The sequence below is a fragment of the Burkholderia sp. HI4860 genome (genome assembly GCF_002223045.2).
In the GTDB taxonomy this organism is placed as follows: Bacteria; Pseudomonadota; Gammaproteobacteria; order Burkholderiales; family Burkholderiaceae; genus Burkholderia.
On record NZ_NKFO02000005.1, the window covers coordinates 792,544 to 811,689 of the forward strand.

A 19,146-nucleotide genomic window follows, 5' to 3' on the forward strand; every position below is an offset into this window, starting at 1 on the left:
CCGGCGACCTCCCGCGGTTCGTGAGGTGGTTCCATAACAAGGAGTCTGGAGACATGAAAACCGTGACGCGTCGTACCGTATTGAGTTCGCTTGCCGGCGCCGCTGCGCTGGCGCTGTTCGCGCTGGGCGCACCGCTCGCGCATGCGAGCAAGGACAAACCTGAAATCGGCTTCTGCATCGACGACCTGCGCGTCGAGCGCTGGTCGCGCGATCGCGACTATTTCGTCGCGGCCGCGACGAAGCTCGGCGCGAAGGTGTCGGTGCAGTCGGCCGACGCGAGCGAGGAGCGGCAGATTTCGCAGATCGAGAACCTGATCTCGCGCGGCGTCGACGTGATCGTGATCGTGCCGTTCAACTCGAAGACGCTCGGCAACGTCGTCGCCGAAGCGAAGAAGGCCGGCATCAAGGTCGTGTCGTACGACCGGCTGATCCTCGACGCGGACGTCGATGCGTACATCTCGTTCGACAACGAGAAGGTCGGCGAGCTGCAGGCGCAAGGCGTCTACGACGCGAAGCCGAAGGGCAACTACTTCCTGCTCGGCGGCGCACCGACCGACAACAACGCAAAGATGCTGCGCGAAGGACAACTGAAGGTGCTGAAGCCTGCGATCGATCGCGGCGACATCAAGGTCGTCGGCCAGCAGTGGGTGCCCGAATGGAGCGCGTCGACCGCGCTACGCATCACCGAGGATGCGCTGACCGCGAACAACAACAAGATCGATGCGATCGTCGCGTCGAACGACGGCACGGCCGGCGGCGCGATCCAGGCGCTCGCGGCGCAGCATCTGGCCGGCAAGGTGCCGGTATCCGGGCAGGACGCGGATCTCGCGGCGGTCAAGCGCGTGATCGCCGGCACGCAGACGATGACCGTCTACAAGCCGCTCAAGCTGATCGCGAGCGAAGCGGCCAAGCTGGCCGTGGATCTCGCGAAGGGCACGAAGCCCGCGTTCAACGCGCAGTACGACAACGGCAGGAAGAAGGTCGACACCGTGCTGCTGCAGCCGACGCTGCTGACCAAGCGCAACGTCGACGTCGTCGTGAAGGACGGCTTCTATACCCAGGCGCAGCTGGCGAGCCAGTAACGGCGCGACGCGCGGGCGGCGCAACGGCGCGCCCGCGCGCATCCTGCGAGGCAATGAACGAATGACGGAACCCTTGCTGACGATGCGCGGCATCGTCAAGACCTTCGACGGCGTGAAAGCGCTCGACGGCATCGATCTCACCGTGCGGCCCGGCGAATGCGTCGGGCTGTGCGGCGAGAACGGCGCGGGCAAGTCGACGCTGATGAAAGTGCTGTCGGGTGTCTATCCGCATGGCACGTGGGACGGCGACATCCGCTGGGAAGGCGCGCCGCTCGCCGCATCCGGCGTGCGCGACACCGAGCGGGCGGGCATCGTGATCATCCACCAGGAGCTGATGCTCGTGCCCGAACTGTCGGTGGCCGAGAACATCTTCCTCGGCAACGAGATCACGCTGCCGGGCGGGCGCATGCACTTCGCCGCGATGGTCCGGCGCGCCGAGGAATTGCTGCGCGAATTGCGGATCGACTCGATCAACGTCGCGCAGCCGGTGATGAATTACGGCGGCGGCCACCAGCAGTTGATCGAGATCGCGAAGGCGTTGAACAAGGATGCGAAGCTGCTGATCCTCGACGAACCGTCGTCGTCGCTGAGCGCCGCCGAAACGCGCATCCTGCTCGACATCGTGCGTGACCTGAAGCGGCGCGGCGTCGCGTGCGTGTACATCTCGCACAAGCTCGACGAGGTCGCGGCCGTCTGCGATACGGTCACCGTGATCCGCGACGGCCGGCATGTCGCGACCGAGCCGATGCACGCGCTCACCACCGACCGCATCATCGCGATGATGGTCGGCCGCGAGATCCGCGACCTGTATCCGCGCGAGCCGCACGCGATCGGCGAGGTCGTGCTGGAAGCGCGCAACGTGACCTGTCGCGACGTGACGAACGCGCGTCGCAAGCGGGTCGACGACGTGTCGTTCAGCGTGCGGCGCGGCGAGATCCTCGGCGTCGCCGGGCTCGTGGGCGCGGGCCGCACCGAGCTGATGCAGGCGATCTTCGGCGCGTATCCGGGCGCGTGCACGGCGACCGTGCTGATGAACGGCCGGGTGCTGTCGATCCGCTCGCCGGCCGACGCGATCCGCGCCGGGATCGCGATGGTGCCCGAGGACCGCAAGCGCCACGGCATCGTGCCGCAGCTCGGCGTGGGCCACAACATCACGCTGGCGGTGTTGCGGCGCTTCGCGGCGCGCGGGCGGATCGACGCGGCCGCCGAACTCGATGCGATCCGCACCGAGATGCAGCGGCTGTCGGTGCGCGCCGCGCATCCGTTCCTGCCGATCGCGAGCCTGTCCGGCGGCAACCAGCAGAAAGCGGTGCTCGCCAAGATGCTGCTGGCCGAGCCGCAGGTGCTGATCCTCGACGAGCCGACGCGCGGCGTCGACGTGGGCGCGAAGGTGGAAATCTACCGGCTGATCTTCGCGCTGGCGAAGCGCGGCGTCGCGCTGATCGTCGTGTCGTCGGAGCTGCCCGAGGTGCTCGGGCTGGCCGATCGCGTGCTGGTGATCGGCGAAGGCGAGCTGCGCGGCGATTTCGTCAACCAGGGCCTCACGCAGGAACAGATTCTCGGCGCCGCGCTGAAACCCGCGCGGCTGTCCACCGAACCCACCGCAATGAGCGCGACATGAATTCCGAACTTTCTTCCTCGACCCCGGCGACGCCGGACGCCGACGCGCAGCGTTCCGCCGGCCGCCCGGCGCGGCTGCCGCTTCGCCAGATCTTCGCGCGCTACAAGCTGCTCGCGCTGCTGCTGGCGGTCGTCGTGATCTGGACGTTCTTCTCGGTGCTGACGGAGGGCGCGTTCGTCACGCCGCGCAACGTCTCGAACCTGCTGCGGCAGATGTCGATCACCGGCATGCTCGCGTGCGGGATGGTGTTCGTCATCATCGCGGGCGAGATCGACCTGTCGGTCGGCTCGCTGCTCGGGCTGCTCGGCGGCGTCGCGGCGATCCTCGACGTCAACCGTCACTGGCCGGTCGCGGCGACGATCCCGGCCGTGCTCGCGCTCGGCGTGCTGATCGGGTTGTTCAACGGCTGGTGGTCGACCTACCGGCGCGTGCCGTCGTTCATCGTCGGGCTGGGCGGGATGCTCGCGTTCCGCGGGATCCTGCTCGGCGTGACGGGCGGCTCGACGATCGCGCCGGTGTCGGACGGCTTCGTGTTCATCGGGCAGGGCTATCTGCCGCGCCTCGCGGGGGACGGCCTCGCGATCCTGCTGTTCGCGCTCGTGTTGCTGCTGGTGGTGCGGCAGCGCGCGACGCGGCGGCGCTACCGGCTCGCGGTCGCGCCGCGGTGGCAGGACGTCGCGAAGATCGTCGGCGCGGGTGCCGTGCTGTTCGCGTTCGTCGCGACGCTCGACCGTTACGGCGGCATCCCGGTGCCCGTGCTGCTGCTGCTCGTGCTGCTCGGCGTGTTCTCGTGGATCGCGACGCAGACCGTGTTCGGCCGGCGCATCTACGCCGTCGGTTCCAACCTGGAGGCGACGCGGCTGTCGGGCGTCGATACCGACCGCGTGAAGCTCGCGATCTTCGCGCTGATGGGGCTGATGTGTGCGTTTGCCGGGCTGGTGAACACGGCGCGGCTGGCGGCGGGGTCGCCGTCCGCGGGCACGATGGGCGAACTCGATGCGATCGCCGCGTGCTTCATCGGCGGCACGTCGATGCGCGGCGGGTCGGGCACCGTCTACGGCGCGCTGATCGGCGCGCTCGTGATGGCGAGCCTCGACAACGGCATGTCGATGCTGGACGTCGACGCGTACTGGCAGATGATCGTCAAGGGCGCCGTGCTGGTGCTGGCGGTGTGGATCGACGTGGTGTCGCGGTCCAACCGGCGCTGACGTGCCGGTCGGCGCCGGTCGGTCGCGAGTCGACAAAGAGGAAGACCATGGAACGAAACACGATGCGCGTGCCGGATGTGGCCGTGCTTGCGGCCGGGCCGTTCGCGATGCCGGACGACGGTTCCGTGCTGCGCCTGGCTGACCCGCGCGACCGGCAGGTGATCGCGGATGCATTGCGCGCGCTGCTGCGCGAGCGTGCCGAAGCGCTCGCGTTCGCGATGCGCATGGCCGACCAGTGCGGCCGGCCGCGGCCCGATGCGGCCGATTTCGCGCTGACCGACATCATTCGGCTCGCTCGCATCGTCGAGCGGATCGAGCGGGACGGGGTGGCGAAGCGCGCTGCCGTGCCCGCGGACGCGCGCTGACGGGAGAGGCGGCCGACGCGCGGGCCGAAAACCGATTGCGCCGCGCATGCCGCGCGGTCGACGTTCAGTGCAGCGAATCGAATCGCACGCCGATCGGGGGGGCGAGGATTCCCCGCGTCACGGGCTGACGCGGCCGTTGCCTGATAACGCGTCGTTGGCCCGGCCGATCCTGACGCGCACCCTGCGCGGTCGCCGCCGCTTCCCGCCACTGTCATCGTTTGCGTTCGAGATGGCATGACTTGCAGCGGCCGGAGCGGGAGCAGGCAAGGTGCGAACGGAATCGATGCGCATGTGGGCTCGACGGGAAGCGCCGGGCAGGACGCTGGACCAAAGGCCGTCCAGCACCCGAGGCTTTCGCCCGGCTTTCCGGGGGAGCCGGAGCCGCCCGCCCGGCAGGACACCGGTGCGCTGCATGACGATCGTGGCGGCTTCGCACGACCGGCGATACGCTATGCTGTCGTCCTCAGCCGCCAGCCCGATCCGATGAAGCGTCCGTCGTTTTCCACCCAACTCGTCATGCTCTGGGCACTCGTCGCGGCGCTGTGCGCGACGCTGGTCGCGGTCGTCTGGATCACCGCGAGTTCCGCCGAGAGTCAGCAGGTCGCGAGCGCGAAGGCCGCCGGCGCGTCGGCCTGCGAGGCGGTCGCGTCGCGTTACAGCGCGTCTTCCGCGTCGCCGGGCGCCGGTCCGGCCCCGGAGCTGATGCATGCGATCCTCGACATCGTGCTTTCCCGCGCCCCCGACATGGAAGGCGGGTTCTGGATGCCCGGCGCCGCGCCTGCGGCGAACGGCTTTCTCGCGTATTCCTTTCCCACCTACCAGGGCAGCGGCGTCAAACACGACGTACCGGAAGCGGAAACGCCGCTGATCCTCCGCACGCTGCGCGCCGCGGCCGCGACGCGTGCCGCAACCGCGAACGTCGTCGAAGGCGCGCAGGATGCCGTGGTCGCGGCGGCCTGCCCGGTACGCGGCGGATCGGGGCTGTACGTGTGGATGCTGACGCGTGCGCGCCCGCCGCTGGGCCGGCACGGCGAGTTGCTGGCCACGGGCCTCGCGGCCGTCCTCGCCGTGATTCTGGCGATCGCGGCGGCGCTGGCCGTGGCGCTGCGCCGATGGAAGCGCAATCTCGCGCGGATCGAGAGCGGGCTGGGCCCAGACGGGCGCGAGCATCATCTGCCGTACGTCGGCGAGCCCGATCTCGACCGCGTCATCGACGCGTTCAACGAGCGGGCGCGGCGCGCGGACCGGCTGCAACAGCAGGCCGACGAATTGCGCACGCGCCTCGCGCAGGCCGAACGCTTCGGCATGCTGGGCAAGCTTGCCGCGCAGGTCGCGCACGAGATTCGCAATCCGATGGGCGCGATGCGGCTGAAGGCGGAAAACGCGCTGGCCGGCGATGGCCGGCGGCAGCAGGACGCGCTGCGCGTGATCCTCGCGCAGATCGAGCGCATCGATGCGCAATTGTCGAGCCTGCTCGCGCTGACGCAGCCGGTGCGCCCGCATGCGACACGGGTCGACGTCGATGCGTGGCTCGCGCAGGTCGTCGACGCGCACCGCGAGCTGGCGCAGCGGCAAGCGATCGACCTGACGCTGTCGCTCGCGGGGCAGGGCGAACGGCTCGCGTGGCCGTCGGATTGTCCCGCTTTCGATCCCGACCAGATGCGGCGGGCGCTCGACAACCTGCTGCTCAACGCGCTGCACCACGCGGGCGACGGCGGCGCGGTCACGCTCGCCGCCGAGCGGCGCACGGTCGCCGGGCGCGACTGGCTGTGCCTCACCGTGTCGGACAGCGGCCCCGGCGTGCCGGCCGCGCAGCGCGAGCGGATTTTCGAGCCGTTCGTGACGGGCCGCGCGGAGGGCACGGGCCTTGGTCTGGCCGTCGTGCGCGAAGTGGCGGCGGCGCACGGCGGGCACGCGCGCCTCGACGGGGGCGCCGCATTCGTGATTGAAATTCCATGGCAAACATCCTCATAGTCGACGACGACGCGGCCTTTCGCGACAGCCTCGCCGAAACGCTCGCCGATCTCGGTCATCGGGCCATCGAGGCCGCCTCCGGCCGCGCCGCGCTCAGCGCGCTGCGCGATGGCGGCGTCGTTGAATGCATCTTTCTCGATTTCCGCCTGCCGGATCTGGACGGGCTGGCCGTGCTCGCGCAACTGCGCGACGATCCCGCGCTGGCCGCGATTCCGGTCGTCATGCTGACGGCCCATGCGACCAGCGACAACACGATCGAAGCGATGCGGCTCGGCGCGTTCGATCACCTGACGAAGCCGATCGGGCGTCGCGACATCGCGCAACTGCTCGAGCGCATCGTGTCGGCGAATCAGCCGCCCGCGCGCGCGCCGGGCGACAGCGATTTCGCGGGCGAACCGTCGGCGGACCGGCCGCGACTGCTGGGCGTGAGCGCCGCGATGCGCGACGTGCAGAAGCAGATCGGCCGCGCCGCGATGAGCGACGCGACCGTGCTCCTGACCGGCGAGACGGGCACGGGCAAGGAGGTGGCCGCCCGCGTGCTGCATGCGGCGTCGGCGCGGCATGCGGGGCCGTTCGTCGCCGTGAACTGCGCGGCCATCCCGGCCGACCTGCTCGAAAGCGAGTTGTTCGGGCATCGTCGCGGTGCCTTCACGGGCGCGCATGCCGATCGCGCGGGGCGGCTCGTGGAGGCCGACGGCGGCACGCTCTTTCTCGACGAGATCGGCGACATGCCCGCCGCGATGCAGGCGAAGCTGCTGCGCGCGCTGCAGGAGCGCCAGGTGATGCCGCTCGGCGCGGATCGCGCCACGGCGATCGATATTCGCGTCGTGGCCGCGACGCACCGCGACCTCGCCGCGGCCGTCGCGGACGGCACGTTCCGCGAAGACCTCTTCTATCGGCTGAACGTCATTCCTTTGCACCTGCCGCCGCTCGCGGAGCGTGTGGCCGACATCCTTCCGCTCGCCGCGCATTTCCTCGGCAGCGCGGCGGGCACGCGCGCGCTGCATCTGACGAACGACGCGCAGCGCGCGCTGCTCGATCACCGCTGGCCGGGCAACGTGCGGGAACTGCGCAACGTGATGGAGCGGGCGGCCGCGCTCGCCCCCGGGCCGGCCATTGGCGCGGCCGATCTCGGCCTGGCCGCCGGGCCGGCGCGCGAGCCGCACGCCGATGCGGTGCCGGCGCACCTGCTCGACATGCCGCTGCCCGATGCGCTGGCGACGGTCGAGCGCGCGGCGATCCTGCGCGCGCTCGAGCGCGCGAACGGCAACCGCGCGGAAGCCGCGCGGCAGCTCGGCATTGGCCGCCAGTCGCTCTATGCGCGCATGGCGAATCTCGGGATCGAGCGCGGCGACTAGGGCGTGTTCACGCTAATAACGGGCTTGCGCTGGCCCCCAGAAGGGCCGAGCGCGAGGATTGCGACGAAGCGAATACTCGACGTATTCGCGAGGAGCATGACGCGGCGATCGGCCCTTCTGGGGGCCAGCCCCACGCATGTATTTTTCAAACAGGGGAACGTGCCTTTCCGCCCACATTGCGGCGTCGTGCGTCGCTTGTTTGGCACGGCCAAACGGCGCTCCTTACTCCTTGCACTGCGGGCGGAAAGGCGCGTTCGCAAGCCCGTTATTAGCGTGAACACGCCCTAGGCTAGTCTCGCCGTTTCGACTGTCGGGAATGCCGACATCCGGCGACGCGACGTGTCGGGAAATCCGACAGGTTTCGCGCGCGTCGTCGTTCGGCGCACGGCCGCGCGGGGCGTCGCGGGTTGGCACGGGTATTGCAGATATCGATGCATCGCAACCCGTCGCCGGAGCCCGTCATGAAGTCGTACCTGCCTGTCGTTCGATCGCGGCCGCGGCGCCGTGCCGCCGTGCGCCGCTCGTCTCGCATGCTCTGCGCGGCCGCGCTCGTTGCCGTCGCAACGGTCAGCGTGGCGCAGGTGCCGCCCGCACCGCGCGCGGAAGATCCGGCCGGCGCCATGCTGCCGCCGCCGCCCGCTCCTCCTCGGCCTCGCGCGCTGGTGCCTGCCGTGCCTGGAAACGACACCGCACGGCATGCGCTGGTGTCCGGCACGCTGTCGCGCCTGACGATCAACCCGGAAGGCACCGTCGACGGCTTCGTGTTCTCCGACGGCACGCTCGTCCGCCTGCCGCCGCATCTCGGTTCGCAACTGACTGCGCTCGTGAAGACGGGCGACCGCGTGACGGTCGCCGGCGAACGACGCGTCGACGATGAAATCCGTGCCCGCGTCGTCCGCAACGACGGCACCGGCGCGTCGCTGTCCGATCAGCCGCCCGCGCCCGTCGCGCCGGTGCCGCCCATGCTGCGCGGCGTCAACCTCGCCCGCCTGAGCGTGTCCGGCGTCGTGCGCCGCGTGACGCGCGCGCCGCGCGGCGAGCCGGACGGCGTGATGCTCGACAGCGGCGCGATCGTCAAGCTGACCGTTCCGGCCGCGCAGCAATTCGGCGCGCTGCTCGTCCCCGGCGAGCGCGTGGCCGCGGTCGGCTACGGCACGCGCAACGCCTACGGCGAAGCGCTGCAGGCGACGGCGTTCGGCGCGCCGGGCCATGTCGTGAATCTCTATGACGATGTCGCGCGCTGAGCGCGACGCCATTCCGAAACCCATCGAAAGGAGTCCTGCCATGCATTGGATCGATCCCGCCTGCCTGCCCGAAACGCGCGGCCGCGTCACACAGTTCCTGCTCAATCCGCACGGAGACATCGACGGCCTGATCCTGAACGGCGACCTGCAGGTTCACGTGCCGCCGCATCTGGGCCGCGAACTGGTGCGCCATGTCGCGGTCGGCGACCGCATCCGCGTGCGGGGCGTCAAGCCGCGTCGCGCCGAGATGATCGCGGCCGTGCAACTGACCGGCCGCGACGGCGTCGACATCGTCGACGACGGGCCCGCGCATGCGGCGCCGGCGAAGCCGACGCACCCCGCTCGACAACCGCTGGAATCGAGCGGCGAAGTCGCGTTTGCGCTGCACGGCCCGAAAGGGGAGTTGAACGGCGCGTTGCTGACGAGCGGCGTCGTGTTGCGGGTGCCGCCGCATGCGGCTGAAGCGCTGCACGCGTATCTGCGTCCCGGTGTCCATGTGCAGGCGTGGGGGCACGGCGTCGTCACGCCGCACGGCACGACGCTCGACGTGAGTGAGATCGCCGAGCTCGTCGATGCGGATGCCGAATGATCGTGCGACGCTGAGACGGCCATGAGAGCGGCACGCGCGCTCGAAGCGCTCAACTTCTTCCTCGCCGACGTGCAGGCCGGCATCGGCCCGTTCATCGGCGTCATCCTGCTGTCGCGCGGCTGGGGCGCCGATGCGATCGGCTCGGTCATGACGCTGGCCGGACTCGCCGCGATGGCCGCGACGCCGTTGGCCGGCGCGCTCGTCGACACGGTGCGCGCGAAGCGGGCGCTGATCGTCGCGGCGACCGCGGTGACGGCGCTGGCGTCGCTGGCGATGAGGTTCGTCCACGGCTATCCGGCGGTGGCAGCGTCGCAGGTCGTGGCGGCGGTCAGCGGCGCGGTGCTGGCGCCGGCCGCCGCGGGCGTGACGCTCGGCATCGTGCGTCGGCAAGGTTTCGACCGGCAGTTCGGGCGCAACCAGATGGCGAACCACGCCGGCAACGTCGCCGGTGCGGCGCTCGCCGGGTGGCTCGGCTGGCATGTCGGATTCGACGCGGTGTTCGCGCTGGTCGGCGTGTTCACGCTCCTCGCCATCGTGAGCACGCTGGCGATTCCCGGGCACGCGATCGATCACGCGTCCGCACGGGGTCTCGATCCTGCCGGTGCCACACCGGGAACGGATGCTGCGCATCCGCATGCGTCGGCATCGGCATCAGCATCGGCGTCGGCATCGGCATCGGCATCGGCACCGCCGTCGCGCGTCGGCGGCCTGCGCACGCTCGCCGACAACCGGCCGCTGGTGCTGCTCGGCGCATCGCTCGCGCTGTTTCATCTCGGCAACGCGGCGATGCTGCCGCTCTACGGGATGGGCGTCGTCGTCACGCATCGCAGCAACGCGAGCGCGTTCACCGCCCAGACGATCGTCATCGCGCAGTGCGTGATGATCGCGGCGGCCTGGCTCGCGCCCCGGCTGATTCGCGCGCACGGTTACTGGCGGGTGCTGCTGTTCTCGTACCTCGTGCTGCCGGTGCGCGGGCTGGTCGCCGCGGCGTGGCTGAGCGAAGCGGGCGTGTGGCCGGTGCAGGTGCTCGACGGCATCGGCGCCGGGCTGCAAAGCGTGGTCGTGCCCGCGCTCGTCGTTCACCTGCTGCACGGCTCCGGCCGCGTGAATGCCGGGCAGGGCGCCGTCGCGACCGCGCAGGGCATCGGCGCGGCGCTCAGCCCGGTGCTCGGCGGCGTGCTCGCGCAACACTTCGGCTATCCGTCCGCGTTCGTCGTGCTGGGCGCCGTGTCGACGGGCTCGCTCGCGCTGTGGCTCGGTCATGCGCGCTCGCTGAGCAGCGTGTGCGGCAAACCCGCCGATCTATCGGCGACATCGTCGTGAAGGCGATGTCGATTTCCATGCCTCGATCCCCTTGCCCATGAATCCTGTTTCGCTTGCCTGGCTGATTTCCGCGCTCGCCACCGCGGGCGTGATCACGCGTCCGTTCGGCTGGCCCGAGGCCACCTGGGCCGTGAGCGGCGCGCTGCTGCTGGTCGTGTTGAACCTGTTGCCGGCTGCCCAGGCGCTGGACGCCGTCGCGAAAGGCGGCGACGTGTATCTCTTCCTGACGGGCATGATGCTGCTGTCCGAGGCGGCTCGTCGCGAGGGGCTGTTCGACTGGGTCGCGACGCACGTCGTCAATCTCGCGCAGGGCTCGCCGCGGCGGTTGTTCGCGTTGATCTACGGGGTCGGCGTCGTCACCACGGTGTTCCTGTCGAACGATGCGACCGCCGTCGTGCTGACGCCCGCGGTCCTTGCCGCCGCGCGCCGCGCGAAGGCCGACCCGATGCCGCTGCTGTACAGCTGCGCGCTCGTCGCCAATGCCGCGAGTTTCGTGCTGCCGATTTCGAATCCGGCGAACCTGGTGCTGTACGGCGCGCACATGCCGGCGCTCGGCGTCTGGCTCGCGCACTTCGCGGCGCCGTCCGTCGCGTCGATCGTCTGCACGTTCGTGATGCTGCGGATCGTGCAGCGGCGTGCGCTGTCCGGCCGTTGCGAGTCCGCGCTGCCGGTGCAGCCGCTGACGCGCGGCGGCCGCATCGCGCTGGCGGGCATCGCCGCAACGGCCGTCGCGCTGATGGCGGTGTCGGTCGCCGATCGCCCGCTCGGGTTGCCGACCGCGCTGGCGGGCGTCGTCACGGTCGCGTGCGTGGCGATGCGGGATCGCGCGGCGTGCGTGCCGATCGTTCGCGCGATTTCATGGAGTGTGTTGCCGCTCGTCGCGGGGCTGTTCGTCGTCGTCGAGACGCTCGACCGGACCGGCGCGGTGCGCGCGCTGGCGGGCCTGCTGCACCTGCTGATGCAAAGCGGCGAGCACGTCGCCGCGGCCGTGGCCGGCGTCGCGGTCGCGCTGGTGTCGAACGCGGTCAACAACCTGCCCGCCGGGCTGATCGCGAGTTCGACGATCCACGCCGCGCACAGCCCGCAAACGGTGGTCGACGCGATTCTGATCGGCGTGGATCTTGGCCCGAACCTGTCGATCACCGGTTCGCTCGCGACGATTCTGTGGCTGACGGCGATCCGGCGCGAAGGGCTGCAGGTCGGTTTCCGCGCATTCCTCGCGGTCGGCGCGTGCGTGATGCCGCCTGCGTTGCTGCTCGCGCTGGGCGCGCGGTTCGTGGTCGGCGGCTGACGCGCGATGCGCGTCGCGTCAGCCGCCCCGGCCGCGCTAGAACGAGTACGCGAGCGACGCGAACAGGCTGCGCGGAGCGCCCGGCGTGACCCACAGGCTGTTGTACGAGCTGACGTAGGTGGTGCGGTTGAACAGGTTGTTCAGCACGACCGACGCCCGCAGGTGCTTGTTGACCTGCACGTAGCCGTTGAGCTGCACGGTCGCGTAGGCCGGCAGCTCGAAGCCGTCCTGCGTGTTGGCCGTGTTGCCGGCGCGGCGGCCGACATAGATCACGCCGGCGCCGGCGCCGGCCTTGTCCGCGAACGGCAGGGTCGTCTCGTACATCAGCAGCGCGCTGCCGCTCAGCCGCGGTATGTCGACGAGGCGCGCGCCGGGCGCCAGCACGGTATCGCGCGTGACCTCGGCATCGACGTACGCGAGGTTGACGAGGCCGCGCAAGCCGTGGCCCAGGTCGCCGCTCCATTCGAATTCGACGCCGCGGCTGCGTACTTCGCCGGCCGCGCGCGAGAAGCCCGCATTCGCCGGATCGGCGGTCAGCACGTTGCGCTTGGTCACGTAGAACGCCGAGACGGTCGTGAGCGAGCGCGCGCCCGCCCATTTCGCGCCGGCTTCGTAGCCGTGGCCTTTCTCGGGATCGAACGCGTTGCCGCCGACGTCCGCGCCGTTGTTCGGCCGGAACGAATACGCGGTGTTCGCATAGAACGACCACGCGGGGCTCATTTCATACACGACGCCGAGACGCGGGCTCACCGCGGTCTGCAACTGGCTCGTCGTCACGCCCGTCAGGCGGTTGTCGATCGACTGGTGGAAGCGATCCCAGCGCAGCCCGGCCAGGATCTTCCAGTGCGGCCCGAACGCGAGCGTGTCCTGCGCGTAGACGCCTTGTCCGTTGTCGCGTTCAAGCAGGTTGGTCGCGGTACGCAGCGCGGGCGCGGGCTGGCCGTAGACCGGATCGAAGATGTCGATCGCATACGGCGCGGCGGCGTTCGGCGTCGAGCGCGCGACGAACTGGTCATAGTTGAAGCGATACGCGTCGACGCCCATCACGAGCGTGTGGCCGATGCCGCCGGTGCGGAACGCGCCGGTGGTTTCGAGCCGGCCTTGCAGGTCGTTCGAGTGAAACGCGACCTGCCGGTAGCGGCGCCACAGCGTGCGGCCGTCCGGCTGCAATGCGAATGCCTCGGACGAGCGCCCCGACAGGTCGGTGTTGCGTTGCGCGACGCCGGCATTGATCGACCAGCTCGAATCGATGCGGTGCTCGAGCGTGAACTGATGGCCCGTGTTGCGCACGTCGTAGTCGCCGTCGCGCGGCTCGCCGAGAAAGCGCGACGCGGGGATCACGCCCAGCTGCCCGTTGACCGCCAGCACGCCGCGGTCGAGCGGCGCACGCTGGCGCGCGCTCTCGAATTCGTAGTGGAGCGTCGTGTCCGCGCCGATGTCCCACGTGAACGACGGCGAGAACAGGTAGCGCTTGCTCGACACCGTGTCGCGAAAGCTGCCGTTGTTCTCGTTCATCGCGACGAAGCGGTACGCGAGCGTTTTCGTGACGGGGCCGGTCGAATCGAGCGTCTGTCGCAACGCACCGTAGCTGCCGGCCGACACGCCGATGGTGTTCGCGCGGGCGAATTGCGGCTGCTTCGTCGTATAGCTGATGATCCCGCCCGGATCGCCGCGGCCATACAGCGCGGACGCCGGCCCCTTGAGCACTTCCATGCGCTCGAGGCTGACGGTGTCGCGCGGCACGCTCATCCCGCGATTCCACGAAAAGCCGTTGACCAGGTAGTCGGTGCCGGACGTGCCGCCGTCGCCGGCGAAGCCGCGCACCGCGTAGTTGTCCCACAGGCCGCCGAAGTTGTTCTGGCGCGAGACGCCCGCGACCCAGTCGTACAGATCGTCGCCGCGCGTGGCGGCCACCGTCTGGATCAGCTTCGTATCGACGCTGCTGACCGCGAACGGAATCTCCATCACGTCCGCCTCGCTGCGCGTCGCGCTCGTCGATTCGCGCGTGCGGAACGGCGCCGTCGCGCGTTGCGCGGACACCTCGATGGTCGGCAGCGCCGTCTCCTGCGCGTCGGCGGCGCCCATGCCGGCCGTGCCGACAACGATGGCCAGCGGTGCGGCCGCCCAGTTCCTCCTGCTCATACCCGTCCTTTTCCTTGTTGTGTCGTTCGCGTTCGGGCACGGCGGGCGGCATTGCGCCGGCATCTGTGTTCCAAACAGTACATTTGCGCGGCAATTTAATGCAAATGAGAGGCATTTGCAATCGTAATTTTGAGACGGGGTGGGGGCAGGACGACGGGCGGTGCGGCGGCGGTCGCGGAACGCGCGGAAGCGCGCTTTTAGCGACGCCAGGGAGCGCTGGTTCTTCGTCGAGCGGAAAGCGGCGACCGGCAATGTCCGGGTCGTCGCGTCTTGCGTGGTTCGATCAGGCAGGCCGACGTCGAGCGACGTCACGCCCGCGCGGGTTGCCGCGCGGGCTCGAATCACGCATCAGCGGATTTCATGGAGATCGGCACCGTTCATCCCGTGGCGCCGTGCGTCGTGGTGCGACGACGAGCGTGCCGGCGCAAGTGCGTGGGTCAATCCGGATCGGCTTTCAGCCCACCCTCGATCCACCGCGCTTCCGACGCGCGAAGGTGCGCGCGGATCGCCGTTTGGGCCGCGATCGGGTCGCCGGCCTGCAGCGCGAGCAGCACGTCCTCGTGCTCGCGCACCGCGGCGGTCCACGTCTGCGGATTCTCCGCGTGGCCGCGCATCGCGGTGGCGATCGGGTCGTGGCGGCTGTCGAACAGTTCGCCGACGAAGCGGGTGAGCACCGAGTTGCCGGCCGCTTCCGCGATCAGCATGTGGAACTGCCGGTCGGCTTCGACGGGAGATTTGCCGGCCTCCGCCAGCCGCTTCATGCGCTGCACCGTGCGGCGCAGCCGCTCGAGCATCGCGGCCGTCATCCGGGCCGCGGCCAGCGCGGCGACGCTGCCTTCGACCGCCGCGCGCGCCTGCATCAATTCCGACGGACTGTCGCCGAGCGTGGCGATCGGGCCGACCGCGTCGGCCGCCGTGTCGCGCACGTACACGCCGGAGCCCATGCGGATCTCGATCTGGCCGCCGATTTCCAGCGCGATCAGCGCCTCGCGAAGCGACGGGCGCGAGACGCCGAGCGTCAGCGCCAGCTCACGCTCCGGCGGCAGCCGCTCGCCGATCGCGAATTCGCCCTGGCGAATCAACGCGACGATCTGGGCTGCGACCGATTGGTAAAGCCGCTTGGGTTCTGTCGATTTCATCCGATGGAGTGGGATCAATGCGCTTTGGGCGCAAGCGCGTGTCGCGGAGTCTATCACGCCTGCCGCATCGCCCCGTGTGGCGGCGGGTTCATCCCGATGTCCGGGTTTTCACTGTTGGTAAGATCAGATTGGAATAGTTAAATTGGCTTGACCAAAACAGGTTTGGTTGCTGTAATTCATCCGAATTGGACTGACCAGCGAGTGCCGAGGTCGATCCACCCCAAGGAGACGCAATGGCAATGCCTCGCAATCTGCCCGGTCAGGCCGCGCACGACGCAGCGGACCGGGAGATCCTGCGCCTGGACGGGATTCGCAAGCGCTTTCCGGGCGTCCTCGCGCTCGACGGGATTCGCCTCGACCTGCGCCGCGGCGAGGTGCATGCGGTGTGCGGCGAAAACGGCGCGGGCAAATCGACGCTGATGAAGATCATCAGCGGCCAGTACCTGCCCGACGACGGCGTCGTTCACTATCGCGGCGCGCCGGTGCAATTTCGTTCGGCATCCGAAGCGCAGGCGGCGGGCATCTCGATCATTCACCAGGAACTCAATCTCGTCCCGCACCTGAGCGTGGCGGAGAACCTGTTCCTCGCGCGCGAGCCGCGGCGCGGCCCGTTCGTCGATACGAAACGCATGAACGCGGATGCGGCGCGCTGCATCGCGCGCATCGGGCTGAACGTGGCCCCGACGACGAAGGTCGGCGTGCTGTCGATCGCGCAGCAGCAGATGGTCGAGATCGCGAAGGCGCTGTCGCACGACGCGCGCGTGCTGATCATGGACGAGCCCACGTCGTCGCTGACGGAAGCGGAAACGGTGCAGCTCTTTCGCATCATCGAGGAGCTGCGCGCCGACGGCGTGGCGATCCTGTATATCTCGCACCGGCTCGACGAAATGGCGCAGATCGTCGATCGCGTGACGGTGCTGCGCGACGGGCGCCACATCTCGACGGACGCGTTCGCCGACGTGAGCCTTGACGACATCGTCGCGCGCATGGTCGGACGCACGCTCGACGACGCCTATCCGTCACGGCAATCGGTGCCGACCGACGAGGTGCTGCTCGACGTGCGCGAGCTGCGCCGCGACGGCGTGTTCGGGCCGGTGTCGTTCGCGCTGCGGCGCGGCGAGATCCTCGGTTTCGCGGGCTTGATGGGCGCCGGGCGCACCGAGATCGCTCGCGCGATCTTCGGCGCCGATCGCGTCGACGGCGGCACGATCGCGCTGCACGGGCGGCCCGTGACGATCCGCTCGCCGCGCGAGGCGATCCGGCACGGCATCGCGTATCTGTCGGAGGACCGCAAGAAGGAAGGGCTCGCGCTGCCGATGCCCGTCGCGGCGAACCTCACGCTCGCGAACGTGCGCGGCATCGCGTCACGCTTCGGATTCCTGCGCTTTGACGACGAGCTCGCCGTCGCGCGCCGCTACGTGCAGGACCTCGCGATTCGCACGCCGTCGGTGCACCAGCGCGTGCGCAACCTGTCCGGCGGCAACCAGCAGAAGGTCGTCATCGGCAAATGGCTGTACCGCGGCTCGAAGATCCTGTTCTTCGACGAGCCGACGCGCGGCATCGACGTCGGCGCGAAATTCGCGATCTACGGGCTGATGGACCGGCTCGCCGCCGACGGCGTCGGCGTGGTGCTGATCAGTTCGGAATTGCCGGAGCTGCTCGGCATGACCGACCGGATCGCCGTTTTTCACGAAGGTCGGCTGACCGCATTGCTCGACACGAAACACACCAGTCAGGAGGAGATCATGCACTTTGCGTCGGGGCGTTCCCATGCTTGAAATGACATCCGATCGAAGCCAGGCCGACGAACGGGCGGCGCGACAGCGGCGGCGCGACCTGATCCAGAAGTTCGCGGCACTGGGCAGCCTCGTCGTGCTCGTGTTCGCGTTCTCGATAACGAGCGCGGCGTTCTTCTCGGTCGACAACCTGATGACGGTCGGCCTGCAGGTCACGTCGATCGCCTATCTGGGCGTGGCCGCCACCTGCGTGATCATCACGGGCGGCATCGACCTGTCGGTCGGCTCGGTGCTCGCGCTGGCCGGCGTGTGCGCGGCGCTGCTGGTCAAGGCCGGCGTGCCGGTGCCCGCCGCGATGGCGGCCGGCATCCTGGTCGGCGCGCTGTGCGGGCTCGTCAACGGCATCTGCGTGACGCAGATGGGCCTGCCGCCGTTCATCGCGACGCTCGGCATGATGCTCGTCGCGCGCGGCATCGCGCTGCAGATCACCGGCGCGCGGCCGGTATCGGATCTCGGCGACGCGTTCGGTGCGCTCGGCAACGGCGCGCTGCTGCGGATCTCGCGCATCGGCGCGGACGGCTTTCCCGACACGACCTTTCCCGGCATTCCGTATCCGGTCGTAATCATGGTCGTGCTGTTCGTCGTGGTGTCCGTGCTGCTGTCGAGAACGTCACTGGGCCGCCACATCTACGCGGTCGGGTCGAACGCGGAAGCGGCCCGGCTGTCGGGCGTGAACGTGCAGGGCGTGAAGCTGTTCACCTACGTGCTCTCGGGCGCGCTCGCGGGCGTGACCGGCTGCGTGCTGATGTCGCGGCTCGTCACCGGGCAGCCGAACGAAGGCGTGATGTACGAGCTCGACGCGATCGCCAGTTCGGTGATCGGCGGCACGTCGCTGATGGGCGGCGTCGGCACGATCTCCGGCACGGCGATCGGCGCGTTCGTGATCGGCGTGCTGCGCAACGGCCTGAACATGAACGGCGTATCGAGCTTCATCCAGCAGATCATCATCGGCGTCGTGATCCTCGGCACGGTGTGGATCGACCAGTTGCGCAATCGCCGGCCCTGACCGGCAGCAAGCAGTCCCTACCAACGAGAAGCGGAGCGAGACATGAACAAATCCATCCTGCTGGCGGCATCGGCGTGCGTGTTCGCGGTATGCAGCAGCGGTGCGTATGCGGCGGGCGGCGAGATCGCGGTGATCGTCAAGACGGTCAACTCGAACTACTGGCAGAACGTGCAGAAAGGCGCGAAGGCGGCGCTCGACGGCGCGAAGGGCTACACGATGACGTTCCAGGGCCCGGCGGCCGAGTCCGACATCAGCGGGCAGGTCAACATGGTCGACAACGCGGTCACGCGTCACGTGGCGGGCATCGTGCTCGCGCCGTCCGATCCCGATGCGCTGGTGCCCGCGATCAAGAAGGCGTGGGAAGCGCACATTCCCGTCGTGCTGATCGATTCGGCGATCGCGGACGCGGGCAAGCCGTACTACCAGGCGTTCCTGTCGACCGACAACGAGAAGGCGGGCGCGCTGTGCGCGAAGGCGCTGATCGACCGCGTCGGGCAGTCGGGCAAGATCGCGATCATGTCGTACGTGCCGGGCGCGGGGTCCGAGGTCAGCCGCGTCGGCGGGTTCCGCAAGTACATCGAGAGCCATTCGAAGCTGCAGGTCGTCGGCCCGTACTACTCGCAATCGCAAATGGCGACCGCGCTGAACCAGACGACCGACGTGCTGTCGGCGAACCCGGACCTGAAGGGCATCTTCGGCGCGAACGAGCCGACCGCGGTCGGGATGGGCCGCGCGCTGAAGCAGTCGGGCAAGGCGGGCAAGGTGGTGGCGATCGGGTTCGACGGCAACGAGGACCTGCAGGGCTTCGTGCGCGACGGCACCGTGCAGGCGATCGCCGTGCAGGGCTCTTGGCAGATGGGGAACCAGGGCGTGCGCACGGCGCTCGACGTGATCGAGCGCAAGCCCGCGCCGAAGCTGATCGACACCGGCGTCGTGATGGTCGACAAGCAGAACCTCGATTCGCAGGCGGCGAAGAATGTCCTGTACTGATCCCTTTCCCGCATCCAG

Annotated in this window: 15 protein-coding genes; 13 read left to right on the forward strand and 2 right to left on the reverse strand. The window is 69.4% G+C overall.

The genetic code is table 11. The features are described from left to right. The first annotated feature begins 53 nt into the window (after window positions 1-53). The 10 genes from xylF to CFB34_RS37705 all read left to right on the forward strand — a co-directional run bounded on the left by xylF (window position 54) and on the right by CFB34_RS37705 (window position 12,055). The gene (xylF, locus tag CFB34_RS37660) at window positions 54-1,082 is read left to right on the forward strand and encodes a D-xylose ABC transporter substrate-binding protein (protein ID WP_089443869.1); all 1,029 of its coding nucleotides are present in this window, start codon (window positions 54-56) and stop codon (window positions 1,080-1,082) included. Window positions 1,083-1,143: 61 nt separating this feature from the next. Next, window positions 1,144-2,703 (forward strand): D-xylose ABC transporter ATP-binding protein, encoded by a 1,560-nt coding sequence (gene xylG, locus CFB34_RS37665; RefSeq protein ID WP_089443870.1) that lies wholly within the window; start codon window positions 1,144-1,146, stop codon window positions 2,701-2,703. Further along, entirely contained in the window at window positions 2,700-3,911 is a 1,212-nt protein-coding gene (locus CFB34_RS37670; RefSeq protein WP_089443871.1) for a sugar ABC transporter permease, read from the forward strand. The genes xylG and CFB34_RS37670 overlap by 4 nt, the downstream gene beginning before the upstream one ends. 47 nt (window positions 3,912-3,958) lie before the next feature. Beyond that, complete coding sequence (locus CFB34_RS37675; RefSeq protein WP_089443872.1) at window positions 3,959-4,276, forward strand: hypothetical protein; 318 nt, start codon at window positions 3,959-3,961, stop codon at window positions 4,274-4,276. A gap of 483 nt (window positions 4,277-4,759) precedes the next feature. Next, window positions 4,760-6,250 carry a HAMP domain-containing sensor histidine kinase gene (locus CFB34_RS37680; protein ID WP_089443873.1) on the forward strand — a complete coding sequence of 497 codons (1,491 nt, stop codon included), beginning with the start codon at window positions 4,760-4,762 and terminating at the stop codon, window positions 6,248-6,250. Further along, entirely contained in the window at window positions 6,232-7,608 is a 1,377-nt protein-coding gene (locus tag CFB34_RS37685) for a sigma-54 dependent transcriptional regulator (protein WP_089443874.1), read from the forward strand. The genes CFB34_RS37680 and CFB34_RS37685 overlap by 19 nt, the downstream gene beginning before the upstream one ends. 461 nt (window positions 7,609-8,069) lie before the next feature. Then, the gene (locus tag CFB34_RS37690) at window positions 8,070-8,852 is read left to right on the forward strand and encodes a hypothetical protein (RefSeq protein WP_089444026.1); all 783 of its coding nucleotides are present in this window, start codon (window positions 8,070-8,072) and stop codon (window positions 8,850-8,852) included. A gap of 40 nt (window positions 8,853-8,892) precedes the next feature. Next, window positions 8,893-9,441, forward strand: a complete 549-nt coding sequence (locus CFB34_RS37695; protein WP_089443875.1) for a hypothetical protein — start codon at window positions 8,893-8,895, stop codon at window positions 9,439-9,441. Window positions 9,442-9,462: 21 nt separating this feature from the next. After that, on the forward strand, window positions 9,463-10,764 hold the full coding sequence (locus tag CFB34_RS37700) for an MFS transporter (RefSeq protein WP_089443876.1): 1,302 nt from the start codon (window positions 9,463-9,465) through the stop codon (window positions 10,762-10,764). Window positions 10,765-10,801: 37 nt separating this feature from the next. Next, the gene (locus tag CFB34_RS37705; RefSeq protein WP_089443877.1) at window positions 10,802-12,055 is read left to right on the forward strand and encodes an arsenic transporter; all 1,254 of its coding nucleotides are present in this window, start codon (window positions 10,802-10,804) and stop codon (window positions 12,053-12,055) included. Window positions 12,056-12,091: 36 nt separating this feature from the next. Here CFB34_RS37705 and CFB34_RS37710 read toward each other — a convergent pair whose 3' ends face one another. Together CFB34_RS37710 and CFB34_RS37715 are read right to left on the reverse strand one after the other, a co-directional pair. Next, a complete protein-coding gene (locus tag CFB34_RS37710; RefSeq protein WP_089443878.1) occupies window positions 12,092-14,197 on the reverse strand; it encodes a TonB-dependent receptor in 2,106 nt (701 codons plus the stop codon). Between the two features lie 437 nt (window positions 14,198-14,634). After that, entirely contained in the window at window positions 14,635-15,336 is a 702-nt protein-coding gene (locus CFB34_RS37715; RefSeq protein ID WP_089443879.1) for a FadR/GntR family transcriptional regulator, read from the reverse strand. Between the two features lie 233 nt (window positions 15,337-15,569). On the opposite strand from CFB34_RS37715, the gene CFB34_RS37720 reads away from it, so the two are divergent. From CFB34_RS37720 to CFB34_RS37730, 3 genes are read left to right on the forward strand one after another with little or no spacing between them, the layout of a single operon-like run. Then, a complete protein-coding gene (locus CFB34_RS37720) occupies window positions 15,570-17,114 on the forward strand; it encodes a sugar ABC transporter ATP-binding protein (protein ID WP_089443880.1) in 1,545 nt (514 codons plus the stop codon). Further along, window positions 17,107-18,138, forward strand: a complete 1,032-nt coding sequence (locus CFB34_RS37725; protein WP_046546495.1) for an ABC transporter permease — start codon at window positions 17,107-17,109, stop codon at window positions 18,136-18,138. Before CFB34_RS37720 ends, CFB34_RS37725 begins: the two co-directional genes overlap by 8 nt. A 42-nt stretch (window positions 18,139-18,180) precedes the next feature. Beyond that, on the forward strand, window positions 18,181-19,128 hold the full coding sequence (locus CFB34_RS37730) for an ABC transporter substrate-binding protein (protein ID WP_011549866.1): 948 nt from the start codon (window positions 18,181-18,183) through the stop codon (window positions 19,126-19,128). Window positions 19,129-19,146 lie beyond the last annotated feature (18 nt).